This window comes from Terrabacter sp. Root181, assembly GCF_001428505.1.
GTDB lineage: Bacteria > Actinomycetota > Actinomycetes > Actinomycetales > Dermatophilaceae > Terrabacter.
The window spans coordinates 1,557,550-1,583,996 of sequence record NZ_LMHU01000001.1 but is presented as its reverse complement, the minus strand read 5'-3'; the positions used below and the strand labels follow the sequence as shown (position 1 = coordinate 1,583,996).

At 72.2% G+C, this 26,447-nt stretch carries 21 protein-coding genes and 1 tRNA gene; 8 read left to right on the top strand and 14 right to left on the bottom strand.

Annotation, left to right across the window (positions count from 1 at the left end):
* Position 1: 1 nt before the first annotated feature.
* Positions 2–217 carry a 50S ribosomal protein L31 gene (rpmE, locus tag ASD90_RS07360; RefSeq protein ID WP_026863931.1) on the bottom strand — a complete coding sequence of 72 codons (216 nt, stop codon included), beginning with the start codon at positions 215–217 and terminating at the stop codon, positions 2–4.
* Between the two features lie 241 nt (positions 218–458).
* On the opposite strand from rpmE, the gene ASD90_RS07355 reads away from it, so the two are divergent.
* Complete coding sequence (locus ASD90_RS07355; RefSeq protein ID WP_157623041.1) at positions 459–1,442, top strand: hypothetical protein; 984 nt, start codon at positions 459–461, stop codon at positions 1,440–1,442.
* 60 nt (positions 1,443–1,502) lie between these two features.
* Here the strand turns inward: ASD90_RS07355 and ASD90_RS07350 are convergent, their stop codons facing one another.
* From ASD90_RS07350 to ASD90_RS07300, 11 genes are all read right to left on the bottom strand, one after another.
* Positions 1,503–3,668, bottom strand: coding sequence for a cell wall metabolism sensor histidine kinase WalK (locus tag ASD90_RS07350; RefSeq protein WP_056753423.1), 2,166 nt, complete (start codon positions 3,666–3,668; stop codon positions 1,503–1,505).
* On the bottom strand, positions 3,665–5,113 hold the full coding sequence (locus tag ASD90_RS07345) for a glycosyltransferase family 2 protein (protein ID WP_056753420.1): 1,449 nt from the start codon (positions 5,111–5,113) through the stop codon (positions 3,665–3,667). The genes ASD90_RS07350 and ASD90_RS07345 overlap by 4 nt, the downstream gene beginning before the upstream one ends.
* Positions 5,110–6,168, bottom strand: a complete 1,059-nt coding sequence (locus ASD90_RS07340) for a HEAT repeat domain-containing protein (protein ID WP_056753417.1) — start codon at positions 6,166–6,168, stop codon at positions 5,110–5,112. The genes ASD90_RS07345 and ASD90_RS07340 overlap by 4 nt, the downstream gene beginning before the upstream one ends.
* 13 nt (positions 6,169–6,181) lie before the next feature.
* Positions 6,182–6,583, bottom strand: a complete 402-nt coding sequence (locus ASD90_RS07335) for a response regulator transcription factor (protein ID WP_056753414.1) — start codon at positions 6,581–6,583, stop codon at positions 6,182–6,184.
* A 116-nt stretch (positions 6,584–6,699) separates the two neighbouring features.
* Entirely contained in the window at positions 6,700–8,826 is a 2,127-nt protein-coding gene (rho, locus tag ASD90_RS07330; protein WP_056753411.1) for a transcription termination factor Rho, read from the bottom strand.
* Between the two features lie 271 nt (positions 8,827–9,097).
* Positions 9,098–10,075 carry a homoserine kinase gene (locus ASD90_RS07325; RefSeq protein ID WP_056753408.1) on the bottom strand — a complete coding sequence of 326 codons (978 nt, stop codon included), beginning with the start codon at positions 10,073–10,075 and terminating at the stop codon, positions 9,098–9,100.
* Between the two features lie 4 nt (positions 10,076–10,079).
* Positions 10,080–11,174, bottom strand: a complete 1,095-nt coding sequence (thrC, locus tag ASD90_RS07320) for a threonine synthase (protein WP_056753405.1) — start codon at positions 11,172–11,174, stop codon at positions 10,080–10,082.
* Complete coding sequence (locus ASD90_RS07315) at positions 11,174–12,490, bottom strand: homoserine dehydrogenase (RefSeq protein ID WP_200958548.1); 1,317 nt, start codon at positions 12,488–12,490, stop codon at positions 11,174–11,176. The genes thrC and ASD90_RS07315 overlap by 1 nt, the downstream gene beginning before the upstream one ends.
* Before the next feature lie 85 nt (positions 12,491–12,575).
* Positions 12,576–13,994: a diaminopimelate decarboxylase gene (lysA, locus tag ASD90_RS07310; RefSeq protein ID WP_056753402.1), complete on the bottom strand. Its 1,419-nt coding sequence runs from the start codon at positions 13,992–13,994 to the stop codon at positions 12,576–12,578.
* A gap of 2 nt (positions 13,995–13,996) precedes the next feature.
* Positions 13,997–14,791, bottom strand: a complete 795-nt coding sequence (locus ASD90_RS07305; protein ID WP_056753399.1) for a DALR anticodon-binding domain-containing protein — start codon at positions 14,789–14,791, stop codon at positions 13,997–13,999.
* Positions 14,792–14,931: 140 nt separating this feature from the next.
* Positions 14,932–15,003, bottom strand: a tRNA-Arg gene (locus ASD90_RS07300).
* 108 nt (positions 15,004–15,111) lie between these two features.
* Between ASD90_RS07300 and ASD90_RS07295 the strand changes: the two genes are divergently transcribed.
* The 3 genes from ASD90_RS07295 (at position 15,112) to ASD90_RS07285 (ending at position 17,405) form a co-directional block, all read left to right on the top strand.
* Positions 15,112–15,939, top strand: coding sequence for a class I SAM-dependent methyltransferase (locus ASD90_RS07295; protein WP_200958547.1), 828 nt, complete (start codon positions 15,112–15,114; stop codon positions 15,937–15,939).
* Positions 15,940–15,976: 37 nt separating this feature from the next.
* The gene (locus tag ASD90_RS07290) at positions 15,977–16,702 is read left to right on the top strand and encodes a hypothetical protein (RefSeq protein WP_157623039.1); all 726 of its coding nucleotides are present in this window, start codon (positions 15,977–15,979) and stop codon (positions 16,700–16,702) included.
* A gap of 85 nt (positions 16,703–16,787) precedes the next feature.
* A complete protein-coding gene (locus tag ASD90_RS07285) occupies positions 16,788–17,405 on the top strand; it encodes a hypothetical protein (RefSeq protein WP_056753393.1) in 618 nt (205 codons plus the stop codon).
* 29 nt (positions 17,406–17,434) lie between these two features.
* Here the strand turns inward: ASD90_RS07285 and ASD90_RS07280 are convergent, their stop codons facing one another.
* Both ASD90_RS07280 and ASD90_RS07275 read right to left on the bottom strand, forming a co-directional pair.
* Positions 17,435–18,472 (bottom strand): hemolysin family protein, encoded by a 1,038-nt coding sequence (locus tag ASD90_RS07280; protein ID WP_056753390.1) that lies wholly within the window; start codon positions 18,470–18,472, stop codon positions 17,435–17,437.
* Positions 18,469–19,860, bottom strand: coding sequence for a hemolysin family protein (locus tag ASD90_RS07275; RefSeq protein ID WP_056753386.1), 1,392 nt, complete (start codon positions 19,858–19,860; stop codon positions 18,469–18,471). The genes ASD90_RS07280 and ASD90_RS07275 overlap by 4 nt, the downstream gene beginning before the upstream one ends.
* Before the next feature lie 246 nt (positions 19,861–20,106).
* On the opposite strand from ASD90_RS07275, the gene ASD90_RS07270 reads away from it, so the two are divergent.
* The 4 genes from ASD90_RS07270 to ASD90_RS23935 all read left to right on the top strand — a co-directional run bounded on the left by ASD90_RS07270 (position 20,107) and on the right by ASD90_RS23935 (position 26,446).
* Positions 20,107–21,168: an ABC transporter ATP-binding protein gene (locus tag ASD90_RS07270; protein ID WP_235506418.1), complete on the top strand. Its 1,062-nt coding sequence runs from the start codon at positions 20,107–20,109 to the stop codon at positions 21,166–21,168.
* Positions 21,165–21,968 carry an ABC transporter permease subunit gene (locus ASD90_RS07265; RefSeq protein ID WP_056753380.1) on the top strand — a complete coding sequence of 268 codons (804 nt, stop codon included), beginning with the start codon at positions 21,165–21,167 and terminating at the stop codon, positions 21,966–21,968. Before ASD90_RS07270 ends, ASD90_RS07265 begins: the two co-directional genes overlap by 4 nt.
* 213 nt (positions 21,969–22,181) lie before the next feature.
* The gene (locus ASD90_RS07260; protein WP_056753376.1) at positions 22,182–26,087 is read left to right on the top strand and encodes a multifunctional oxoglutarate decarboxylase/oxoglutarate dehydrogenase thiamine pyrophosphate-binding subunit/dihydrolipoyllysine-residue succinyltransferase subunit; all 3,906 of its coding nucleotides are present in this window, start codon (positions 22,182–22,184) and stop codon (positions 26,085–26,087) included.
* Between the two features lie 182 nt (positions 26,088–26,269).
* On the top strand, positions 26,270–26,446 hold the full coding sequence (locus ASD90_RS23935) for a DUF6104 family protein (RefSeq protein ID WP_020142973.1): 177 nt from the start codon (positions 26,270–26,272) through the stop codon (positions 26,444–26,446).
* The last annotated feature ends 1 nt before the right edge of the window (position 26,447 follow it).

Here is a 26,447-nt window from a genome sequence, read left to right as displayed (position 1 = left end):
CCTACTTGGCGGCCTTCTTGCCGTAACGGGCCTCGAACCGGGCCACGCGGCCACCGGTGTCGAGGATCTTCTGCTTGCCCGTGTAGAACGGGTGGCACTGCGAGCAGACGTCGGCAGAGATCTTGCCGGACGTCTCGGTGCTGCGCGTGACGAACGTGCTGCCACAGGTGCAGGTCACCGTGGTCTCGACGTACTCGGGGTGAAGGTCCTTCTTCAACGTTGTCTCCTTGAGGTAGTCGGCCGGGTCGGTGTCATCGCTGCTCACGCTGGGGAGCTGCTCTCCCGTGAACCGGTCCAAAGGAAGAGTGTGCCAGAAAGGCGCACCTCCTCCCAAACGCACGGGAGGCCCTCGGCATTCCCCCACGCGACCCCTGGAGAGCCGGGCCCGACGTGCATCGATCCGGGCCCGTCCGGTGTCTTCATCGGCGACGGGACGGACCGGCGACGGGGAGGCACTCATGGAGGTCAGGGACAGAGTGGCCGGCCGCCGCGCGGCGGTGGCCGGAGCGGTCGCCGTGCTGCTCGCGGCCACGGCCTGCTCGGGCGCGGACTGCGCCTTCGACGACTGTCCCGACGTGCCTGCCGCGCAGGTCGGACGCCTCACCGGCACCGACCCGTCCGGCGCCGTCCGCTGGACGACGCCGGTGGCCGACCTGCTCTCCGAGCCCCCGGTCGTCAGCAACGGGCACGTCGTCGTCGTCGGCTGTCACGCCACCCACGTCGTCGACGTCGCCTCCGGTGCCGTCTCGACCCCGACCGACCTCGCCCACGTCATCGGCGTCGTCCAGGGGTATGCCGTCGGGACACCTGCCGAGGGCGACGCGATCGTGACCGCCGAGCGGCTCGACGGCGCCCCGGGCGGTTGGTCGTGGCAGGAGTCGCCGCTGGACGAGGACGCGGACCGGGGCTACCGCTCGTCGGCCGTCGTCACCCGCGGCGGGATCGTCGGGGTGCGGGGTCGGTCGCTCGTCGCCTGGTCACCCGGGTCCGGCTCGCGGGACTCCGTCGAGGTCCCGCTCCCCGTCGGGGCCTGGCGCCTGGAGCCCCTCGCGGCGGCCGACGAGACGCACGTCGTCGTCCCCGGCTCTGACGGCTCGGTCCTCGGCGTGGATCTCGGCTCCCGCTCGGTGACCTGGCGCTCGCTCCCGACCCGCCCCGACGCCCCCGCGGGTGTCAGCGTGCGGCTCGTGGGCCGCGACGTGGTCGTCGAGGTGTGGTACCCACGGACGACGGCTGCGGCGGTCACGGGCGAGGCCGTCTGGGTCACGGAGCGCTGGTCGCTCGACGCACGCACGGGCGCGGCCCGCTCACCCCGGACGACGAGCACCGGGACGCGATCGACGAGGCACTCGACGCCGTCCCCGACGGTGCTGCACGACCCGGCGACCGGATGGACGGTCACGCAGGGACTGCGCGAGCGCCCGAGAGGTGGCTGCTTCTGAGGGCCGGGCGACCACGCCGGGCGTCGCCGGCCCGCCACCGGCACCCGCCTCGCGCCCGGGTCACCGCCGCGCCGGGACGGCGGCCGGCTGGGCGACGGGGAGCACGACCTGCATCGTGGTCCCCTCCCCCTCGACCGAGGCGATGACGAGCTCGCCGCCGTGGCCCTCGACGATGGCGCGCACGATCGCGAGGCCGAGCCCCGTGCCGGGGATGGCCGCGGCCGTGGCGTTGCCGGCCCGGAAGAAGCGCTCGGACAGGCGCGCGAGGTCGGTGGCCGGGATGCCGATGCCGGTGTCGTGCACGGAGATGATGGTGGAGTCCCCGGCGCGCTCGGCCGACAGGAGGACCTTCCCTCCTTCGGGCGTGAACTTCACGGCGTTGGAGCCGAGGTTGATCAGGGCCCGTTCGACCTGCCCGCGGTCGACCCGGACGACGAGGTCGTCGGGCACGTCGGTGCAGAGCAGCCGCACGCCCCCCGCGGCCGCCACGGGCTCCATGGTCTCGGTGACGGTGCGCAGCAGGTGGTGCACGGCGACCTCCTCGGACACGGCCTGGAGCCCGCTGACCTCGATCTTGTTGAGGACGAGGAGGTCCTCGATGAGCCCCCGCAGCCGGGTGGCATTGCGCCCGATGATGTCGAGGGCCACGTGCTGGCCGTCGGAGACGTCGCCGAAGTCGCCGTCGACGAGGAGCTCGAGGTAGCCGCTGATCGACGTCAGCGGGGTGCGCAGCTCGTGGCTGACGGTCGCCATGAAGTCGGTCTTCTGGCGGTCGAGCTCGGTGAGCCGCCGGACCTGCTCGTCCTGCATCTGCGAGAGGCGCAGCGCGACGATCGACTGGGCGGCGATGGCCGCGCACTGCTGCGCGGCCTGGATCTCGTGCCGGTGCCAGCGCCGCGGGGCGCTCACCATCATCACCGACAGGATGCCGAGGCCCCGGCCTCCCGTGCCGACCGGGAGCATGAGCAGCGAGCGGGCGCCGGTGGCCCGGTGGAAGGCTCGTGCGCGCTCGTCGTCGTAGGCCTGGTGCGCCAGGAGGTCACCGAGGTCGAAGAAGCCGACGTCGCGGCGCAGCTCGTCGTTGACGGCCCCCACCTGCTGCGCGAGGGAGCGCGGGAGCGGCGGGAGGTCGGGCAGGTCGTCGGTGTGCCACTGGAGTCGGTCCTCGATCGTCTGGCCGTCCTCGCCGAGCGTGTAGAGCAGGACCCGGTCGGCGCCCAGACCGGCACCGAGCTTGGTCGTGACGCGTTGCAGCGCCTCGTGGACGTCGACGGCCGACCGCGCGCCCCGGCCGACGTCGAGCACGAGCTCCTGCATCTCGAGGACGGCGGCCTGCTGGTCGACGAGCCGGGCGTTGGCCCGGGTCAGGTCGTTGAAGTCGCGCGCGAGCATGCGGACCTCCAGCGCCCCCTCCTCCTGGTTCGCCATCGCGATGACGTCCTCCTCGGCCTGCCGGCGCACCACCTCGCGCAGGCGGGCGAGCGGGAGGCCGACGGCGCGGTCCATCCCGAAGCCGGCAGCGATGAGGACGAGCACGACGACCGCGGCGACGGCGATGATGACGCCCGAGGTGACGCCGGTCGCCTCGCGCGACTCCACGCGCGCGGCGTCGCGCTGGGAGCGGATGGAGGCCTCGATCGCGCTGTTGGCCCGCAGGAACGAGGCGTATGCCGTCTCGACGCGGGTGCGCTGCTGCGTCTGCTGGGTGGTCGGCGTGGCACCCGTGGCGCCGGGCGCCGGGCCACCGGGCGTGCCGGGAGGCGCATCGGTCGGGGCTGCCGTCGGGGGTGCGCTGGGAGCGTCCTCGAGCGAGGCCGCGGCGGCCGTGAACCAGGCCTCGACGGCACTGCGCTGCGTCGCGCTGAGCGCCGCGAACCGGGCCCGGTCCTCCGCCGCGAGCTCCTGGCTCTGCGTGCCCGCCTCCACCTCGTCGAGCTCCTGCTCGACCCGGGTGCGCAGCGACAGCGGGTCGAGCGGTGCCGGGGCGCCGACGACCCCCTCGCGCCAGGCTCCCTCGGCCCGGGTCATGTCGAGCAGCACGGCGCTGTTGGCCTCGCGGGCAGGCCCGAGCGCCAGTGTGAGGGCCCGTACCGCGGCACCCTGGGAGTGGATCGTGGCGACCGAGATGACGGCGCCGATCGGCACGAGCACGACGAGGATGCCGATGAGCAGCCGGATCTGGCTGCCCACCGAACGCCTCGAGACGGCCGGCAGCCCGCCCGTCACGCGGGTTCCTCGTCGAAGCCCGTGCGGGTCATGACACCCCAGACGTGCTTCTTCCCGCGCAGGCTCGACCACCACCCCTCGAGGCGCCACCACACGGTGGCCTGGCGGTAGCCGATGTTCTCGAGGACGGACGCGGCGATCGTCTGCCAGATGGCCCGCCACCGGTCGTGCTTGTGGAAGGCCCACTCGTCGACGACCATCGCCGAGAGGGTCACGAGCACGGCATACCCGTAGGCGAGCACGAGGAAGAGGATCGCGAAGGGCACGTTGACGATGCCCAGGGCCAGCGCCAGCGGCACGATGACGATGCCGAAGAGCTCGAGCAGCGGCGCGAAGAGCTCGAAGAGCCAGTAGTACGGCAGGGCGAGCCAGCCGATCCGGCCGTACTTGCGGCGGAAGAGCATCGAGCGGTAGGCCCAGAGCGTCTCCCAGAGACCGCGGTGCCACCGACGGCGCTGGTTGCGCAGCACCTTCGCGGTGACGGGGACCTCGGTCCACGACACCGGCTCGGGCACGAACTCGATGGAGTAGTCACGTCCCTCGTCGCGCAGCCGCTTGTGGATGCGCATGACGAGCTCGAAGTCCTCGCCGATGCTGGTCGGGTCGAGGCCGCCGACCTCGACGACGACGTCGCGGCGGAAGAGCCCGAAGGCACCGCTGATCAGGATGAGGCCGCCGAGGCGCGACCACCCGGTGCGGCCGAGCAGGAAGGCGCGGAGGTACTCGACGAGCTGGATGCGCGGCAGCCAGGTCTGCGGCATCTCGACGCGCACGATGCGGCCCGAGACGACCCGGCTGCCGTTGACCGGTCGGATGGCCCCGCCGGTCGCGACCATGCGCGTCGGGTCGTCGGCGAAGGGACGGGTGACGTGGAGCAGCCCGTCGGGCTCGAGGATCGAGTCACCGTCGATCATCGCGACGAGCGGCTCGCTCGCGGCGTTGATGGCGACGTTGATCGCCTCGGAGCGCCCGGAGTTCTCCTTGCGGACGACGACGAGGCGGGTGCGCCCGTCACGCGGGACGTAGATGCCGAGGACCTTGGCCCGGATCGGGATCTCGTGGGGTAGCTCGCGAGGCACGTGGACGAGGTCGAAGGCCTCCTCGAGACGGGCGAAGGTCTGGTCGCTGCTCCCGTCGTCGACGACGACGACCTCGTGCCGCGGGTAGCGCAGCGTGAGGAACGACTTGACCGCCATGACGATGCCGGCCTCCTCGTTGTAGGCGGGGACCAGCAGCGAGACGCCCGGCGCGAGGCCGGCGCCCTGCCACGCCACGGCCGTCGATCGCCGGCGCTGCTGGGCGCGGAACTCGAGGTAGGCCAGCCCGATGAGCACGAGCAGCGAGGTGTTGATGAGGACGAAGTAGATGATGATCGGGACCGCGGTGACGTCCATGATCCACAGGACGAAGGACCGCAGGCCCGAGGCGATGCCGTCCCAGCTCATGCAGACGCCTTCTGCAGGCTGGCGAGCAGGCGTGCGGTGCGCACGGCCGGGTCGTCCCCGTGTCCCTCGAGGGCGTCGCGTCCGTCGGGACCCATCGACAGCAGGGCGGTCGCGGCCAGCTCGGCCAGGCGCGGGTCCGAGTCGGCGAGCAGGTGGGCGAGCGCCGGGATCGCCTCGGCCTCGCCGAGCTCGCCCAGGGCGACGACGCAGGCCCGGCGCAGGGCCAACGGCTCGGACGGCACGCAGTGGCGCACGAGGATGCCGACGTCCTCAGCACGACCGAGGCGGCCGATGGCCGTGGCGCTCGTCTCGCGGACCGTGAGGTCGGGATCGGCGTCGAGCAGCTGCCGCAGCTCGGGCAGCCCACGCGTGAAGCTGCGCTCGCCGCTGAGGTGGGCGGCGACCATGCGGGTGCGCGCGTTGGCGTCGGCCATGCCGTCGCGCAGCACCTCCGAGATGCCGACCCCCATCGACTGCAGCGCCTCGGCGGCGGTGGCGGCCGGGAGTCCGCGCTCGGGCGCGCCGATCGCGGCGAGCACGGGGCCGGCGGCCGCCGGGTCGCCGATGAGGCCGAGCGCGTAGGCGGCGCTGTTGCGCACCTCGACCGACTCGTCCCCGAGGGCCTCGACGAGCAGCGGGACCGTGTGCCCGGCGCGGGCGAGACCCAGCAGCTGGGCGGCCCGGGCGCGCTTGACGGTGGAGCGGCTCGACATGTCGGCGACCGCCGCGTCGACGGCGCCGTGGACCTCGAGCACGTGGACGAGCTGCTCGGCGGGAACGCCCCGGATCTTGGTGAGCATCTCGACGATGTTGCGGTCGAGCACGGTGCGCGAGACCCCGGTCGCCCAGGTCAGCTCCTCGGCGGCCGCACCGTCGTCGTCCTCGCCCGAGGCCACCGTGATGAGCGGCGGCCGCAGAGGGGACAGCAGCATCTCGTCGCGCTGGTTGCGACTGTGCCGTCGCGCGCGCACGGCCACGACGGCGAAGATCAGCAGGACGCAGGCCCCGAGGACGACGACCGTCGCGCCGACGAGCAGCGCCGCACCGATGATCACGAAGCCCCGCCGCTCATCGCGCCCGGGCGAGCATGCCGTTGACGCGGTGGAGCAGCTCTCGGGGGCTGAACGGCTTGATGACGTAGTCGTCGGCGCCGACCGCGAAGCCGGTGTCGACGTCGGAGTCACGCGACTTGGCGCTGAGGAGCAGCACGGGCACCGACGAGAACTCGCTCTCGCGGATCTTGCGGAGGACGTCGATGCCGGACAGGCCCGGCATCATGACGTCGAGCACCGCCAGCTGCGGCGGGTCGGCGGCGAACGCCTCCCAGGCGCTGATGCCGTCGGGGACGGCCTCGACGGCATACCCCGCCTGGGTCAGCTTGAACTCGACGAGGTCTCGGATGTCGGCGTCGTCGTCGGCCACGAGGACACGGACGGGGCTGGCATCGGGATCGCCGGCAGGCGCAGACATGGTTCTCCATGGTGAATTCGGGGTGATGCGTCCATTTTAGGAACATTTGACCCGAATAGCCCATGAAACGCCGAAAGGGGCGGCGCCGATCGGCGCCGCCCCCTCCGAGTGGGCGGTCAGGACTCGTCGTCGAGCTTGGAGCTGCTCGTCTGCTGGACCTGGGTGAGGAACTCGTAGTTCGTCCGCGTCTTCTTGAGGCGGTCGATGAGCAGCTCGATGGCCTGCTGCGGGTCGAGCGCGGCGAGCACGCGACGCAGCTTCCACATGATCTTCAGCTCCTCGCTCGCGAGGAGGATCTCCTCGCGACGCGTGCCGGAGCTGTTGATGTCGACGGCCGGGAAGATGCGGCGGTTGGCGAGCTCGCGGTTGAGGCGCAGCTCCATGTTGCCGGTGCCCTTGAACTCCTCGAAGATCACCTCGTCCATCTTCGAGCCGGTCTCGACGAGCGCCGTCGCGAGGATGGTGAGCGAGCCGCCGTTCTCGATGTTGCGCGCCGCGCCGAAGAACTTCTTCGGCGGGTAGAGCGCAGCCGAGTCGACGCCACCGGAGAGGATGCGCCCGCTCGCCGGGGCGGCGAGGTTGTAGGCGCGACCCAGCTTGGTGATCGAGTCGAGCAGCACGACGACGTCGTGACCGAGCTCCACGAGACGCTTGGCGCGCTCGATGGCGAGCTCGGCGACCGTCGTGTGGTCCTCGGCGGGCCGGTCGAAGGTCGAGGAGATGACCTCGCCCTTGACGGCGCGCTGCATGTCGGTGACCTCCTCGGGACGCTCGTCGACGAGGACGACCATGAGGTGGCACTCGGGGTTGTTCGTCGTGATCGCGTTGGCGAGGGTCTGCATGATCATCGTCTTGCCGGCCTTGGCCGGTGCGACGATGAGGCCGCGCTGGCCCTTGCCGATCGGGGCGACGAGGTCGATGATGCGCGTCGTCAGCACGTTGGGCTCGGTCTCGAGCCGCAGCCGCTGCTGCGGGTAGAGGGGCGTCAGCTTGCCGAACTCGACGCGCTTGGCGGCCTCCTCGGGGCTCTGCCCGTTGACCGTGTCGAGGCGCACGAGAGCGTTGAACTTCTGGCGCCCGACGTTGCCCGAGGGCTGCTCGCCGTCACGCAGCGCCTTGACGGCACCGGTCACCGCGTCGCCCTTGCGCAGGCCGTTCTTCTTGACCATGCCGAGCGGTACGTAGACGTCGTTCGGACCGGCGAGGTAGCCGGACGTGCGGACGAACGCGTAGTTGTCGAGCACGTCGAGGATGCCCCCGACGGGCACGAGCACGTCGTCGTCGCCCACCTGCAGGTCGGCGTCGTTCCAGTCCTGTCCACCCTCACGGCCACGACCGCGCTTGCGGTCCCGGCTGCGCTGGCGGTTGCGGCTGCGTCGGCTGCCACCCTCGTCGTCGTAGGGCGACTGCTGGCCCCGGTTCTGGTCGTTCGCGTCGCCCTGGTGGCGGTCCTGCTGGTGCTCGCCCTGGCGGTCCTGCTGGCGGTCCTGCTGGCGGTCCTGCTGGCGCGGCTGCTGACGGTCGGACTGCTGTCCGCGGTCGGACTGCTGGCCGCGGTCGTTCTGCCGGTCGCCCTGCTGACGGTCCTGACGGTCCTGCTGGGGTGACTGCTGACGGTCGGACTGCTGGCCGCGGTCGCCCTGCTGGCGGTCCTGGCGCTCGCCTCGGCCGCCCTGCTGACGCTCGCCCTGCTGGCGCTCGCCCTGCTGGCGCTCGCCCTGCTGGCGCTCGCCCTGCTGGCGCTCGCGCTGCTGTCCCCGTCCGCGGTCGCGCTGGCGGTCGTCGACCTCGGAGGCCTGCTGGTCGTCGGCATCGGGGCGCTCGGAGGACTGGGCGTCGGGCGCGTCGGCACGGGTCGTCCGGCCCTCGCGTGCGCCGCGGGCGGCTCGCTCGGCGCGGGGGGCGCGATCCTCGGCCGGGGCGTCGCCCCGGTCCTGGACCCGGTCGTCGCCGCGGTCCTGGCCGCGGTCGTCGGTGGCCACCGCGGGGGCGGGTGCCTCGGCAGGCGCCTCCGTGGTCGTGGCCGATCCGGCGGGACGGCTGGACCGGCGCGAGGCACGTGCCGGTGCCGCCTCGGTGGCGGCTGCGGCGTCGGAGCCCGTCGGGCTCGGCGCCGCGGCGGGGGCGGACGAACCGCCGGACTGCCGGGCCTTGATCGCCTCGACGAGGTCGCTCTTGCGCATCTTGGTCGTCCCGGTGATGCCCATCGACGACGCGACGCCCTTGAGCTCGTCCAGCTTCATGGCCGACAGGCCAGAGAGCGGACGGGTGGTTGTTTCTGACACGAAGGATCCTTCCCCCTCGTTTGCGGCCCGGGACATTCCAGCGGGCCGGACTTGGACCAGGTGACCTGGCCGTCTGAGATCCACTTCGGCGCAGAACGCGCCCAGAGACAAAGGATTTCGCCTCAGTGTGGGGGTGGTGCACCGGCCTGCGGTCTCGCGGCGTGTGGTGCGGGCTCAGGATACCACCCGAGGGCCGTCGGACGGGTGAAGGACGTCCCGGATGTCGCCGTTAGCGCGCGTGCACCGTGGCCCCGTACGCCGGGACCGCGGGCGTGAGCCGCTGCCAGCCGGCCGCCAGGTGCCCGGCCTGCACCTCTGCGGCGACCTCACGCGTCGTGAGGACGAGGACGCTCGGCCCGGCCCCCGACACGACGGCCGCGTGCCCCTCGGCACGCAGCAGGTCGACGAGCTCCATCGTGGCGGGGTAGGACGGGCGCCGCGCCTCCTGGTGGAGCCAGTCACGCGTCGCGGCGTGCAGGTGCGACGGGTCGGCCGTGAGGGCGTGCACGAGCAGGGCCGCGCGTCCGGCACCGGCCGCGGCGGCGGCGAGCGGCACGGTGGCCGGGAGGACGGCGCGGGCCGTACGCGTCGCGAGCTGCGTCTCGGGGACGAAGATCACGACCTCGACGTCCGGGTGCGGGGCGAGGCAGGCGGTCACCGTGCGCTCGCCTCGGTCGAGCCCGGTGCCGTCCGGCATCCAGCTCACCGTCAGCCCGCCGACGGCGCTGGCCGACGCGTTGTCGGGGTGCCCCTCGAGCTCGCTCGCCCAGTGCGTCGCCAGCCCGAGGTCGACGGGCACGGTGGCACCGGGAGCCGGCCACACGGCATACGCGCCCTCGTCAACGCCCAGCGAAAGAGCCTGTGCGGCAACGACGCCCGCAACGATGGCCGTCGCCGACGAGCCCAGCCCGCGACTGTGCGGGACGCCGTTGGTGGCCTCGATTCGCAGGCCTGCCGGGGGCTCGACCCCGAGGGCGCGCCACGTGTGCTGCATGGTCGCGTGCACGAGGTGGCGCTCGTCGGTGGGCACCTCACCCGCACCCTCGCCGGTGACCTCGATGACGAGGCCGGCGGACTCGGACGTCGTGACGACGTAGGCGTCCCAGAGACCGAGGGCCAGGCCGATGGAGTCGAAGCCGGGACCGAGGTTGGCGCTGCTCGCGGGCACTCGCACGCTGACGGAGCGGCCCGCGGGCACCCGGTTCACGCGGTCAGTCCTCGAGGCCGAGAGCCTGGGCCGCCGTGAACGCGTCGACGGAGACACGGGTCGGCACGACGTCGCTCCCGTCGGCGGTGCGGAGCGCCCACTGGGGGTCCTTGAGGCCGTGGCCGGTGACGGTGCAGACGATGCGCGCGCCCGACGGGACGAAGCCGGCGGCGTGGCTCGCCAGCAGACCCGCGACCGAGGCGGCCGAGCCGGGCTCGACGAAGACGCCCTCCTGCGACGACAGGTAGCGGTGCGCCTCGAGGATCTGCTCGTCGGTGACGGCGTCGATGCGGCCGCCGGACTCGTCGCGGGCGGCCACCGCCTGCTCCCAGGACGCCGGGTTGCCGATGCGGATGGCGGTCGCGATGGTCTCGGGGTGGTCGACGGGGTGGCCGAGGACGATCGGCGCCGCGCCGGCCGCCTGGAACCCCCACATCATCGGCAGGTGCGTCGCCGGACCGGCCGGCGCGTCGGTGACGGGCTCGGCGAGGTACTCGCGGTAGCCGCGCCAGTAGGCCGTGATGTTGCCGGCGTTGCCGACGGGAAGGCAGTGGATGTCAGGGGCGTCGCCGAGCGCGTCGACGACCTCGAAGCTCGCGGTCTTCTGCCCCTCGATCCGCGCCGGGTTGACCGAGTTGACGAGCTCGACGGGGTAGGCCTCGGCGAGCTTGCGGGCGAGCGTCAGACAGTCGTCGAAGTTGCCGTCGACCTGGAGCAGGGTCGCCCCGTGCGCGATCGCCTGGCTCAGCTTGCCCATGGCGATCTTGCCGTCGGGTACGAGGACGCCGCACGTCATGCCGGCCTTCGTCGCGTAGGCCGCGGCCGACGCGCTCGTGTTGCCCGTGCTCGCGCAGATGACGGCCTTCGCGCCCTTGCGGGCCGCGACGCTGATCGCGGTCGTCATGCCGCGGTCCTTGAACGAGCCGGTGGGGTTGAGGCCTTCGTACTTGAGGTGGACCTCCGCGCCGACCCGCTCGGAGAGCTTCTCGGCGTGGATGAGCGGAGTGCCGCCCTCGTGGAGCGTGATGACGGGCGCGCCCTCGAGCATGGGGAGGCGGTCGGCGTACTCGCGGATCACTCCGCGCCACTGGTGGGCCATCACGAGCCTTCCACGCGCATCACGGAGTTGACACCACGGACGACGTCGAGCGTGCGCAGTCGCTCGACCGTGGACGAGAGAGCGGCGTCGCTCGCGGAGTGCGTGACGATGATGAGGTTGGCGCGGGCGCTCTCGCCGTCACCCGCGGGGACGAGCTGCTGGCGCACCGTCTCGATCGACACGTCGTGGTCGGCGAAGGCCGCCGCGACCTGGGCGAGCACACCGGAGCGGTCCTCGACGTCGAGGCTGATGTGGTACCTCGTCCAGGCGTCGCCCATGGGCAGGACGGGCAGGTCGGCGTAGCTCGACTCCCCCGGCCCCAGACCCCCGCCGACACGGTGGCGCGCGACGGCGACGAGGTCACCGAGCACGGCCGAGGCTGTCGGGTCACCCCCGGCGCCCTTGCCGTAGAACATCAGCTCCCCGGCCGCATCCGCCTCGACGAAGACGGCGTTGAAGGCCTCACGGACCCCGGCGAGCGGGTGCGACCGCGGGATCATCGCCGGGTGCACGCGCACGCTGACGCCCTTGTCGGTCCGCTCGCAGATCGCGAGCAGCTTGACGACGGAGTCCATCTCGCGGGCGGCGGCGACATCGGCGGCCGACACCTCGGTGATGCCCTCGCGATAGACGTCGGTGCCCGAGACCCGGGTGTGGAAGGCGAGCGAGGCCAGGATGGCGGCCTTGGCCGCGGCGTCGAAGCCCTCGACGTCGGCCGTCGGGTCGGCCTCGGCGTAGCCGAGGGCCTGCGCCTGCTCGACCGCGTCGGCGAACCCGGCACCCGTCGTGTCCATCTTGTCGAGGACGTAGTTCGTCGTGCCGTTGACGATGCCGAGCACCTTGCGCACCTCGTCGCCGGCGAGGGACTCGCGCAGCGGGCGCAGCAGCGGGATGGCCCCGGCGACGGCGGCTTCGTAGTAGAGGTCGACGCCGTGTGCCGCGGCCGCGGCGTAGAGGGCGGGCCCGTCCTCCGCGAGGAGCGCCTTGTTGGCCGTGACGACCGACGCGCCGTGCTCCATGGCACGCAGGATGAGCGATCGGGCCGGCTCGATGCCGCCGATGACCTCCACGACCACGTCGGCCCGGGTCACGAGGTCCTCGGCGTCGGTCGTGAAGAGGGCCGGGTCGACCCCGAGGGACGCCCGGTCGCGGCCGGCGCGACGCACCGCGATGCCGACGATCTCGAGCGGCGCCCCGACGCGGGCCGCCATGTCGTCCGCGTGCTCGGTGAGCAGGCGCGCGACGGCTCCGCCCACGACGCCGGCCCCGAGGAGGGCGACGCGCAACGGCTGGGGGTCACTCACGGCGCTGGTCACGGTGCGAATCCTGCCGTCTGTCCGGGTGCTGGACGGTCATTGTTTCGCGATCCGGACATCGGTGACGCAGGATCTGCAGAACGCATCAGAGGTCGAGGGCGAGCAGGTCGTCGATCGTCTCGCGCCGGACGATGGCCCGGGCCACCCCGTCACGGACCGCCACGACGGGTGGCCGGGGCGTGTGGTTGTACTGGCTCGACAGGGAGCGGCAGTAGGCGCCGGTGCCGGGGACGGCGATGAGGTCGCCCGCGGCGACGTCGGCGGGGAGGAACTCGTCCTTGACGACGATGTCGCCGCTCTCGCAGTGCTTGCCCACGACGCGGGCGAGCACGGGGGGCGCCGTCGAGGCGCGGCCCGCGACCGTGCACGAGTAGTTGGCGTCGTAGAGGGCGGTGCGGACGTTGTCGCTCATGCCGCCGTCGACGGAGACGTAGACGCGCTGGGCGCCCCCGTCGAGGTCGACGGGCTTGACGGTGCCGACCTCGTAGAGCGTGAAGGTGGTGGGTCCCGCGATGGCACGACCGGGCTCGACGGAGATCCGCGGCACGGCGACCTGCTCGGCGCGGCACTCGCGCTCGATGATCTCGGCCATCCCGGCCGCGAGGTTCTTCGGCGGCAGGGGGTCGTGCTCGGTCGTGTAGGCGATGCCGAAGCCGCCGCCCAGGTCGAGCTCAGGCAGCTCGACGCCGAGGTCGCGGGCGATCTGGGTGTGCAGGCCGATGATGCGCCGGGCGGACACCTCGAAGCCGGCGGTGTCGAAGATCTGCGAGCCGATGTGGCTGTGCAGGCCGAGCAGGCGCAGCGACTCCGGCTTGTCGAGGATGCGACGCGCCGCCTCGAAGGCGTGACCGCCCGACAGGGACAGACCGAACTTCTGGTCCTCGTGCGCCGTCGCGATGAACTCGTGCGTGTGGGCCTCGACCCCGACCGTGACGCGGATGAGGACCGGCGCGACGACCCCGAGCTCGGTGGCGACCGCGGCGACGCGGTCGATCTCGTCGAAGGAGTCGATGACGATGCGGCTCACGCCGTAGTCGAGGGCGTCGCGGATCTCGGCGACGCTCTTGTTGTTGCCGTGCAGGCCGATCCGGTCGCCGGGGACACCGGCCCGCTTGGCCACCGCGAGCTCGCCGCCCGTGCACACGTCGAGGTGCAGGCCCTCGTCGTGGACCCACCGCGCGACCTCGGTGCAGAGGAACGCCTTGCCGGCGTAGAACACGTCGGCGCCACCCGACAGGCCGTCGAACACCTCGGCATACGTCTGCTTGAAATCCCTTGCGCGCGAACGGAAGTCGTCCTCGTCGATGATGTATGCCGGCGTGCCGAACTCGCGTGCCAGCTCGGTCACGCTCACCCCACCGACCGTGAGGGCGCCGTCGCTCCCCCGCCCGACGGACGTCGCCCAGAGCGACGGGACGAGGGCGTTGACGTCGACGGGGGTCTGGAGCCACGCGGGGCCGCGATAGCCCTCGGCGTGCAGCGCTCCGGCTTCGTGTGCGCGCATGCCTACATCCTCTCCGGGGCCGCCGCCCCGAGGCGGGTCAGTCCATTGCGCAAGACGATGCGGACCGCCTCGGCGAGGAGCAGCCGGGCACCGTGGACCGACTGGGGGTGCACCCCCACGACGGTCGGCCGGACGGGGTGGTCCCACGCATCGGCGAGCGCTGCGAGGTCGATCACGGCGCGCCGCTGCTGGACCTCGTCGTCGGCATGCGTCGCGAGGCGCTGCGGCAGGTCGGCGAGGGCGACGAGGAGATGGCGCTCGGCCACGTGCGTCAGCTCGCCGAGCCGCGTCGAGGGACGCCGGTCGACGCCCGCGGCCTCCGCGTTGCGGATGATGCGGCACAGCCGGGCGTGGGCGAGCTGCGCGGTGCGGACGGGGTCGTCCGCGGCCCGGACACCCGGCGCCTCGACGACGTCGTGCCGGGACCCGCCCGCCGCGAGGGCGTAGTGGTCCTGCTGCTCGATCACGAGCGGGACGATCGCGGAACGCGCGGAGTCCTCGAGGGTGAGGGCGATGAGCCCCGTCGGCGCGACCTCGACCGCGGCCACCGGCTTCTGGCGGGTCAGGCCCTGGGCGAGCACGCGCGCCAGGTCGCGCGGCTCGATGTCGATCTGGGGAGCCCAGCGCTGGGCCACCGGCGTCACCCAGTCGGCGACGACTCCGGCGACCCTGGTGTCGGTGGGCCGGAAGAGGGGACCGACGGGAGGTCCGGCCTGCGCCTCGTCGGGCAGCTCCCCCGTCCGGGCCGCCTGCGCGGCGACCTCCTCGAGGAGGGCGCGCAGCTGCTCCGGCGTCATGGGGCGAGTCTACGAGTGCCCCCGACAGGACTCCGACGTCCTCCTCGTTCGTCGGGGGACGACTCCCCGACGCTGAGGGGACATGAAAGGGCCCAGCCCTGGACCGCGCTTCGCGTCGGTCCGTGACTGGGCCCGGAGTGTGCCCCCGGCAGGATTCGAACCTGCGCTCCCGCCTCCGGAGGGCGGTGCTCTATCCCCTGAGCTACGGGGGCGGCACGCACTTTCGTGCGCCCGGTGAGATTAGCAGCAGACCGGCGCCGACGCTCAATGCACCCCCGCCCCGGCACCCTCCCGGCCCGTGCGACTGCCACGATGGCGGCGTGACGCCCCATGAGGACATCGACTGGTCCACCCCCGAGGTCGCGGCCCACTACGACGAGCTGCCGCTCTGGTCGGCGCCGTTCGGGCTCATGCTCCTCGACCGGGTGCCCCTGCGCCGCGGCCAGGTCGTCGTCGACGTCGGCGCCGGCACGGGGTTCGTCACCGTCGAGCTCGCGCAGCGCTGCGGACCCGAGTCGCACGTCACCGCCGTGGACCCGTGGGCTGCGGCGATGGAGCGCCTCGCCGACAAGGTCGCCTTCCTCGGGCTCGCCAACGTCGACCTCGTCGTCACCCCGGCCGAGCGGCTCCCCCTGGCCGACGCGTCCGTCGACCTCGTCGTCTCCAACCTCGGCATCAACAACCTCGACGACCCCGCAGCCGTGCTCCGGGAGTGCGCACGGGTGTTGCGCGCCGGCGGGGTCCTCGTGACGACGACGAACCTCGTCGGCCACATGGAGCAGGTATATGCCGCCTACCGGGGAGTGCTGTCCGAGCTCGGTCTCGAGGCACACCGGCCCGCCCTCGACGCGCAGGAGCAGCACCGGGCGACCGTGGAGTCGGTGTCCGCCCAGCTGGCCGAGGCCGGTCTCGAGGTCGTCGACGTCGCGACGGACACGTTCCGGATGCGCTTCGCCGACGGTCGGGCCCTGCTCGCCCACTGGTTCGTGCGGCTCGGCTTCGTGGCGGGTTGGCGCTCCGTCGTGCCGGAGCCGGAGGGCGACCGCGTCCTCGACCTCGTGGCGGACCGACTCGACGCCGTCGCCGCCGAGCAGGGCGCCCTCGAGCTCACGGTCCCGATGGCGTGCGTCTCGGCCGTCCGTCGTTAGCGCCCCGCACGGGGCCGTCGTCGGTCAGACTGCGTCGATGCAGCCCACCATCCGACGTCTCGTCAGGGACGCCGCTCGACATCGCCCCGTCGGCCTGGCCCTCGGGGCAGTGAACCAGCCCTACTGGACCGCGCGCTGCTACGGCGGCACCGACAAGACGACGCACGGCTACCTGCCGTTCTACGCCCGCTACCTCGGGCCGATCCGGATGCGGCGCAACGTCGTCGTCGAGATCGGCGTGGGCAACTACGAGTCGCCGGTGCCGGGCGGGTCGCTCAAGCTGTGGCGCGACTACTTCCCGCGCTCGGTCGTCGCGGGGGTCGACATCGCCCCCAAGGTGGTCGAGCTCGGGTCGAGGGTGCGGTTCTTCCAGGCCGACCAGTCCTCGGCCGACGACCTCGCCGGTGTCGGCGACGCGCTCGGCGGCCGGCTCGACGTCGTCATCGACGACGGGTCCCACGTCGGCGAGCACCAGTGGACGAGCTTCCGGGCGCTCTTCCCCGCGGTGGCCCCCGGAGGCTGGTACGTCCTCGAGGACCTCTCGACGAGCTACTGGCCCGACTTCCGCGGGATGATCCCCGCCGACTCCACGACGGCCGTCGGCCTGCTGGCCGCCCTCGTGAGCGACGCGCAGGTCGACGACCCGATCTACGTCGACCACGCGGACTGGGGGCCACGGCCCGACGTCCTCGTCCAGCCCGACATCGCCGAGGTCCACGTGCACCCGGGAATCGCCTTCATCCGCAAGGCCGCTCGCGCCTGACCACGGCAGGCACGCCCCCTGAGGGCTCGTACGCGTGTGGCTGAGCGAGCAGGCCACCGTGGCAGGGCACGTGCCACGATGAGGCGTGCTCATCTCCAAGCCCGTCGCCGACGCCATCCGAGCCGGCACCGTGACGCAGGCCTTCCGCCGATGGGACGCCCCACGCGTCAAGGTCGGCGGCGTGCAGCTGACCCCGGCGGGGCTGGTGCGCTTCGACGCCGTGAGCCGGGTGCGCGACCCCGACCGCCTCACCGAGCGCGACGCGCGGACGGCGGGTGTCAAGGACCTCACCACCCTCCGGAAGTTCCTCGCCCCGAGGGAACGTAAGCCGTCCCCACGCGGTGGCCGCGGCGGCGACACGGTCTACCGCATCCGACTCAGCTGGGCCGGCGAGGACCCGCGGATCGCCCTGCGCGAGAGCCTGCCCGACGACGAGACCCTGCGCGACATCGCAACCCGGCTGTACCGGCTCGACGCCCGTCCGACGGGGGCGTGGACCCGCGAGATCCTCGAGTGGATCCGGGACAACCCGCACGTCGTCTCCAAGGAGCTCGCGGCCCTGCGCGGCGTCGAGCTGCTCCCGATGAAGGTCGACATCCGCAAGCTCAAGGCCCTCGGCCTGACCATCAGCCACGACGTCGGCTACGAGCTCTCACCGCGCGGCACGGCATACCTCGACTGGCTGGAGCGCCGACCGGACTGAGGAGGTGCGCGCCGGCGCGGCACCACCGCTCAGCGCTGGGTCGTGTCGGTGACCTCGCCGACGAGCTCCTCGAGGACGTCCTCGAGGAACACGACGCCCTTCACGGCGGCGTCGTCGTCGATGACCCGCGCGAGGTGGGCCCCGGTCAGCTGCATCGTGGCGAGTACGTCCTCGATGTCGTCGTCCTCGCGCACGGTCGCGAGCCGGCGGATCCGCTTGGGCGGGATCGGCTGCTCGTGCCGCTCGTCGTCGGCATAGAGGATGTCCTTGAGGTGGAGGTAGCCGGCGATCTCGCCCGCTGCGTCACGCACCGGGTAGCGCGAGAAGCCCTGCTTGGCGACGAGCCGCTCGATGTCGGCGGGCGTCGCGCCCAGCTCGACCGTCGTCAGCGACCGCACGTCGACCGCCACCTCGCGGGCCCGCTTGTCGGAGAACTCGAGCGTCTTGGAGACGAGGCCGTGCCGCTCCTCCTCGATGAGGCCCTCACGGCGGGACTCACCGACGATGTGGGCCACCTCCTCGACGGTGAACGCCGACGTGATCTCGTCCTTGGGCTCGACCCGGAAGAGACGCACCAGGCCCTTCGCGACCGTCTCCATCGCGTGGATGATCGGGCGCAGGGCGCTCGCGATGAAGAAGAGCGGCGGCACGAGCGCGAGCGCCGCGCGGTCGGGCCCGGCGATGGCGAGGTTCTTCGGGATCATCTCGCCGACGACGACGTGCAGGTAGGACACGATGAGGAGCGCGAGCGCCAGCGCCACGCCGCTCGCCCACGCGTCGGAGAGGCCCCAGCCGTGGAAGATCGGCTCGAGCAGGTGGTGCAGGGCGGCCTCGGCGAGCGCCCCGAGACCGACCGAGCACACGGTGATGCCCAGCTGGGCGGTCGCGAGCATCGACCCGAGCCGCTCGAGCGCCAGCAGGCACGACTGCGCCCGCTTGCTGCCGGCGTCGGCCATCGGCTCGAGGGTCGAGCGGCGCACTGCCATGGCCGCGAACTCGGCGCCGACGAAGAAGGCGTTGCCGAGGAGGAGGAACACCGAGACGAGGCAGACCCAGGCGCCGCTCACGAGCCGTCCCCCGGGGCCCCGGCGGACGGCATACGCCCGGTGGGGCCCGCCGTGTCGGCCGAGCCCACGTCGTCGACTGCCTGGGGCAGCGACTCCGGGTCGGGCACGAACCGCAGGCGGTCGACCCGGCGCCCCTCCATGCCCACGACGTTGATCCGCCAGCCGGGCAGCCGCACGACGTCACCCACGACGGGGACGCGGCCGAGGCTCGTCATGACGAAGCCGCCCATCGTCTCGTAGGTCGACCCGTCGGGGACGTCGGCGTCGAAGGCGTCACGCACCTCGTCGGGGCGCCAGAGGCCGGGCACGGTCCACGACCCGTCGATGAGCTCACGACCTCCCTGGCGGCTGCGGTCGTGCTCGTCGGACACCTCGCCGACGATCTCCTCGACGACGTCCTCGAGCGTGACGATGCCCGAGGTGCCGCCGTACTCGTCGACGACCACGGCCATCTGGAAGCCGCCCTCGCGCAGCTCGCGCAGCAGCGGGTCGAGGCGGATCGTCTCGGGCACGACGAGGCGGTCGGACATCAGGGCCGAGACCGGGACGTCCTTGCGGCGCTCGTGCGGCACCGCCATCGCCTTCTTGACGTGGACGACGCCGTCGATGTCGTCCCAGTCCTCGCCGAGGACCGGGAAACGCGAGTGACCGGTGCGGCGCGAGAGCCGCAGGACGTCGTCGGCGGACTCCTCGCGGTGGATGCCGGTGCAGCGAACGCGCGGGGTCATGACGTCGTCGGCCGTGCGCTCGCCGAAGCCGAGCGAGCGCGTCAGCATCCGCGCGGTCGTGATGTCGAGGGTGCCGGCCTCGGCCGATCGCTGCACGAGGCTCGCGAGCTCCTGCGGCGTGCGCGCCCCCGACAGCTCCTCCTGCGGCTCGATGCCGAGGGAGCGCAGGAAGGCGTTGGCCGAGCCGTTGAGCACGATGATGAGCGGCTTGGCGACGACGGCGAAGACGCGGACCGGCAGCGCGACGACCTTCGCCGTCGCGAGCGGTGCGGAGATGCCGAGGAACTGCGGCAGCAGCTCGCCGAAGACCATCGAGAAGATCGTCGCCAGCAGGAGCGCGAGAGCGCTCGAGACCGCGTCGACCATGCCCGGACCGAGGCCCAGGGCCTCGAGGGGGCCAGCGACGAGGACCCCGATCGAGGGCTGGGCGAGGTAGCCGACGACGAGGGTGGTGATGGTGATGCCGACCTGGGCCGCCGACAGCTGGGTCGAGAGCTGCTTGAGCGACTGGAGCACGACGCGGGCCCGCGAGTCGCCCTCGTCGATGGCCCGCTGGACGGTGGGCCGGTCGAGGGCCACGAGGGAGAACTCCGCCGCGACGAAGAGCGCGGTGCCGGCGGTGAGCAGGACCGCGCCGAGGACGAGGAGCCACTCGGTCACGGCCGCGCCGCCCGTCCGGTCCTGCCGACGGTGTCGGGAGGGGTGACCTGGCTGGTGGCGGGGGTGGCCGGCCCCTGGTCGCGAAGGGAGGTCATGGTGCGCCCAACTATAGGGAGGCGCCGCCCCCCGCGGCGGGCCGGACCGCCCTCGCTGACCTCCGTGTGGAGAGCGTGGGCGGTGTGGTTGAGTTGGGCCCATCACGGCGGGGCCGTGACGCCCGCGCGGGCCGACGGAGGGAGCACGGTGGTGCACGGACGACCGGAGTTCACCGGACGCATCGAGGTGCGCGGGCTGACGAAGCGGTTCGGCTCCCTCACCGCCGTCGACCACCTCGACTTCGACGTCGAGCCGGGGCGCGTGACCGGGTTCCTCGGGCCTAACGGCAGCGGCAAGACCACCACGCTGCGCATGCTGCTCGGCCTCGTGCGCGCCACGGCCGGCACGGCGACGATCGACGGCCACCGCTATGCCGAGATCGCCAACCCGCTCACCGTCGTCGGGTCGGCCCTCGAGGCGACGAACTTCCACCCCGGTCGGACGGGGCGCAACCACCTGCGGGTGCAGGCCGCCGTCGCCGGGGTCCCCGACTCGCGCGTCGACGAGCTGCTCGAGCTCGTGGGCATCCCGGCCGCCGCGCGCAAGCGTGCGGGCGGCTACTCGATGGGCATGCGCCAGCGGCTCGGCCTCGCTGGCGCCCTGCTCGGCGACCCGCGCGTCATCATCCTCGACGAGCCGGCCAACGGGCTGGACCCCGAGGGCATCCGGTGGCTGCGCGGCTTCCTGCGCCAGCTCGCCGACGAGGGCCGCACGCTGCTCATCTCGAGCCACATGCTCTCCGAGGTCGAGCAGACGGTCGACGACGTCGTCATCATCGCCAACGGCCAGCGGGTCGCCCAGGGCACCGTCGCCGAGCTGCGCGGCGAGCCCACGGCGTACGTCCGCACGTCCGACCCCGACCGCCTCTCGGAGGCGCTGCGCGGGCGCGGGCTCTCGGTCACGCCGAGCGGGCGCGGGCTGCGCGTGACGACCGAGGACCTCGCCGTCGTCGGCGACGTCGCCCACGCCAGCGACGTCGCGATCCACGAGCTGCGCAGCGAGCAGACCCACCTCGAGGAGCTCTTCTTCAACCTCACCGAGGACGAGGCGCACCGCAACCGCCTCCTCGGTCTCGACGCCCCCGCGGCGGGTGGGGTGCCCGGCGACCTGCCCCCGCCGAGCGGGCCCCCGATCGACCCCGCCCTGCTCGTCGAGCCCACTCCGCCGGCGGCCCCCGCCGACCACACCGACCACGAAGGAGACGCGCGATGACGGCGGCGGTGCGGGCCGAGCTCCGCAAGCTCTTCACGACCCGCCTCTGGTGGGGCATGGCCATCGCCGTGTTCCTCAGCGGTGCGGCGTTCGCCGTCCTCTTCGCTTTCGTGTTCACGAGCGACGCCCTGCGCGGGCCCCAGGCCGCGGCGGCTCCCACCACCGACGTCGCCATCTCCAAGGCCGTCTTCACGGGCGGCCTGCAGGTCGGCTACCTCCTGACACTGTCGATCGGCGTGCTCACGATCGGCTCGGAGTACCGCCACCAGACGATCACCGCGACCTTCCTGGCGATCCCCCGGCGCGGTCGCGTCATGGCCGCCAAGGTCATCTCACTGCTGGCGATCGGGGTGCTCTACGGGCTGCTCTCGCTCGCGGGCGCGGTCGGCGCGGGCACCCTCGTGCTGACCTCCAAGGGTGTCGCCCCCTTCGCCGACCCGGCCATCTGGCGCACCCTCGCGCTCTCCCTGCTCGTGCTCGGACTCTGGGCCCTCATCGGGCTCGGCGCCGGAATCCTCATCCCCAACCAGGTCGCCGCGCTGCTCATCTCCGTCGCCGTGGCGTGGATCGTCGAGCCGGTGCTGGGGCTCGTGCTCGCCCTGACCGACTGGGGCAAGAGCATCTCGCCCTACCTCCCGAGCCGCGCCACGAGCGCCATGCTCGAGCAGACGAGCGGCGGCTTCGACGGCCAGCCGGTCGACCAGCTCTCCTGGTGGGCGGGCGCGCTCGTGCTCATGGCGTATGCCGCCGTGATGGCCGGGCTGGGGACGTGGCGCACGCTGCGCGCCGACATCAGCTGACGGCTGACCCCCTGGTCCGCGGCCCTTCGGCGGCCTGTCGGCGAACGCCCCCGGACGGGACCCGTGGCGCCTGCCGCGCGGACGTGACGAACGCCTCGCTGCCCGACGGGCTCGACATCCGAGCCCCCGTCCGGTATCGGACCATACGGGTCTAGGCTTGACCCCTGTATAGGCAACGACGCACCCGAGCCAAACGAAAGAGGCGCATTCGCCGTGTCCGATCAGTCCACGTCCGGTGACCCGATTGCAGCATTCGGGCCGAACGAATGGCTCGTCGACGAGCTCTACCAGCAGTTCCTGACCGACAAGTCGTCGGTCGACAAGGCCTGGTGGGGGTTCTTCGAGGACTACCGGCCGGGTGAGGCCGACGCGAGCGCGGCCCCGGGCCGCACGGCGACCGCGACGAAGACGCAGACCCAGAAGACCGGTACGCCTGCGGCCAACGGGTCGGCCAACGGTGCCCCGGCGAAGAGCCCCGCGCCCGCTCCCGCTCCGGCGGCGAAGAGCGCGCCGGCGGCAGCGCCGGCCCCCGCCGCAAAGGCTCCGGCCGCGCCGGCGGCTCCGGCGGCTCCGGCGGCTCCGGTCGCTCCGGCGGCCAAGGCCGAGCCCAAGAGCGAGCCGAAGAGCGAGCCCAAGGCCGAGCCGACCGCCGAGGCCCCGAAGCCGCGTGACATCCCGGCCGTCAAGGGCACCGGCCCGGTCAACGACGACCGGGTGACCCCGCTGCGTGGCGCGTCCTCGCGCGTCGTGTCCAACATGGAGGTCTCGCTCACCGTCCCCACCGCGACGAGCGTGCGCGCCGTCCCGGCCAAGCTGCTCATCGACAACCGGGTCGTCGTCAACAACCACCTGGCCCGCTCGCGCGGCGGCAAGGTGAGCTTCACGCACCTCATCGGCTACGCCATGGTCAAGGCCCTGGCGCTGATGCCCGAGATGAACAACGGCTTCACGGAGAAGGACGGCAAGCCCGCCCTCGTCGTGCCGGCCCACGTCAACTTCGGCCTCGCCATCGACCTGCAGAAGGACGACGGCAGCCGCACGCTCGTCGTGCCGTCGATCAAGTCGGCCGAGGAGATGGACTTCGTCCACTTCTGGACCGCCTACGAGGACATCGTCCGCAAGGCCCGCGGCAACAAGCTGACGGTCGAGGACTTCCAGGGCACGACGATCTCGCTGACCAACCCCGGCGGCATCGGCACCGTGCACTCGGTCCCGCGTCTCATGAAGGGCCAGGGCGCCATCATCGGCGTCGGCGCCCTCGACTACCCCGCCGAGTGGCAGGGCGCGAGCAACGAGACGCTCAACAAGAACGCCGTGAGCAAGATCCTCACGCTCACCTCGACCTACGACCACCGGATCATCCAGGGCGCCCAGAGCGGTGACTTCCTGCGGATCATCCACCAGCTGCTCCTCGGCGACAACCGCTTCTACGACGAGATCTTCGAGTCGCTGCGCATCCCCTACGAGCCGATCCGCTGGATCCAGGACGTCGACTCCTCGCACGACGACGACATCAACAAGGTCGCCCGCGTGCAGGAGCTCATCCACGCGTACCGCGTGCGCGGCCACCTCATGGCCGACACCGACCCGCTCGAGTACAAGCAGCGCCGGCACCACGACCTCGACGTCACGACGCACGGCCTGAGCCTCTGGGACCTCGACCGCACCTTCGCGACCGGAGGGTTCGGCGGCTACCCGTTCCTCAAGCTGCGCAAGATCCTCGGCATCCTGCGCGACTCGTACTGCCGCACGGTCGGCATCGAGTACATGCACATCCAGGACCCCGACCAGCGCAAGTGGATCCAGAACAAGGTCGAGCGGCCCTATGAGAAGGCCAACCGCGACGAGCAGATGCGGATCATGCGCCGCCTCAACGCCGCCGAGGCCTTCGAGACCTTCCTCCAGACGAAGTTCGTCGGGCAGAAGCGCTTCTCGCTCGAGGGCGGCGAGTCCGTCATCGCCCTCCTCGACCGGATCCTGTGCCGCGCCGCGAGCGAGAACCTCGACGAGGTCTGCATCGGCATGCCGCACCGTGGCCGCCTCAACGTGCTCGCCAACATCGCCGGCAAGTCCTACGGCCAGATCTTCCGCGAGTTCGAGGGCACCCAGGATCCCAAATCGGTCCAGGGGTCGGGAGACGTGAAGTACCACCTCGGCACCGAGGGTGAGTTCGTCTCCGAGGACGGCAGCAAGACCAAGGTCTACCTCGCCGCCAACCCCTCGCACCTCGAGGCCGTCAACCCGGTGCTCGAGGGGATCGTCCGGGCCAAGCAGGACCGGCTCAACCTCGCGGGCGAGTCGTTCACCGTCCTGCCCGTGCTGATGCACGGTGACGCGGCCTTCGCCGGCCAGGGCGTCGTCGCCGAGACGCTCAACCTCTCGCAGCTGCGCGGCTACCGCACCGGCGGCACGATCCACGTCGTCATCAACAACCAGGTCGGCTTCACGACCTCGCCGAGCAGCTCGCGCTCGTCGGTCTACTCGACCGACGTCGCGCGGATGATCCAGGCACCGATCTTCCACGTGAACGGCGACGACCCGGAGGCCTGCGTACGCGTGGCCGAGCTGGCCTACGAGTTCCGCCAGGAGTTCAACAAGGACGTCGTCATCGACATGGTGTGCTACCGCCGACGCGGTCACAACGAGGGCGACGACCCGTCGATGACGCAGCCGCTCATGTACAACCTCATCGAGGCCAAGCGCTCGGTCCGCAAGCTCTACACCGAGTCGCTGATCGGCCGTGGCGACATCAGCGTCGAGGACGCCGAGGCCGCGCTGCGCGACTACCAGCAGCAGCTCGAGCGGGTCTTCGTCGAGACCCGTGAGGCCAAGAAGGCGCAGGCCGGTGCCCCGGCCGTCCCCCGCGACCGCGACTCCGACGCCCCCGACAACGCCGGTCTCGAGCGGCCGACCGCGCAGGTGCAGGACGACGAGGCCCCGGTGCGTTCGGCCACCGAGACGGGCGTCCCGGCCAGCGAGATCGTCCACATCGGCGAGACGTTCGCGAGCCCGCCCGACGGCTTCACGATCCACCCGAAGCTCAAGCAGCTCATGGACAAGCGCGCCCAGATGGTGCACGAGGGCGGCATCGACTGGCCGATGGCCGAGCTGCTCGCCTTCGGCACGCTCCTCAAGGAGGGCACCCCGATCCGGCTCGCCGGGCAGGACAGCCGCCGCGGCACGTTCGTGCAGCGCCACGCGGTGCTCATCGACAAGGACAACGCGGAGGAGTGGACGCCGCTCCTCTACCTTGGCGAGGGCCAGGCCCGCTTCTGGGTCTACGACTCGCTCCTGTCTGAGTACGCCGCGATGGGCTTCGAGTACGGCTACTCCGTCGAGCGCCCCGACGCGCTCGTGCTCTGGGAGGCGCAGTTCGGCGACTTCGGCAACGGCGCGCAGACGATCGTCGACGAGTTCATCTCCAGCTCCGAGCAGAAGTGGGGCCAGCGCAGCTCCGTCGTGCTGCTCCTGCCCCACGGCTACGAGGGCCAGGGGCCGGACCACAGCTCGGCGCGCATCGAGCGCTACCTGCAGCTGTGCGCCGAGAACAACATGACGGTCGCCTACCCGTCGACGGCCGCGAGCTACTTCCACCTGCTGCGCCGTCAGGCGTACGCCCGTCCGCGCACGCCGCTCGTCGTCTTCACGCCGAAGTCGATGCTGCGCAGCAAGGCGGCGGCCAGCCCGGTCGAGGCGTTCACGCAGGGCGGTTTCCAGCCGGTCCTGGCCGACCACGAGGGCGTGACCCAGAACGTGACGCGCGTGCTCTTCGCGAGCGGCAAGATCGTCCACGAGCTCGACGCCGAGCGCGAGAAGCGTGGCGACACCTCGACGGCTGTCATCCGCGTCGAGCAGCTCTACCCGATCCCCGAGAAGGAGATGACCGACGCCGCGGCGAGGTACCCCGGTGCCGAGCTCATGTGGGTCCAGGACGAGCCGCGCAACCAGGGCGCGTGGCCGCTCATGGCGCAGTGGCTCCACGAGGACCTCTGCGACCTGGGCGAGACCCGCCCCTGGCGCGTCGTGGCCCGCAAGGCCGCGGCCTCCCCGGCCACCGGCTCCTCGAAGAAGCACGCGGCCGAGCAGGCCGAGCTCATGGAGCGCGCGTTCGGTCGCTGAGCCGGCGTCCGCCCGCCCGGGCGACCGAGCACCGGAGGGACCCCGCCACGACGGCGGGGTCCCTCCGCTGCGTCCCGGGCGTGACGGCATACGCGGGCGTGTCTTCGCAGCACAGCGGGCGATGTGCCCGGTCCTCGGCCCGCCTCCGCCGACCCCACCCCGGCACGCGATAACCTCCCATCGTGTACTTCACCGACAGGGGCATCGAGGAGCTGGCGGCGCGTCGCGGCGAGGACGAGGTCACCATCGAGTGGCTCGCCGAGCAGCTGCGCACCTTCGTCGACCTCAACCCCGAGTTCGAGGTGCCGGTCGAGCGACTCGCGACGTGGCTCGCCCGACTGGACGACGACGAGGACTGAG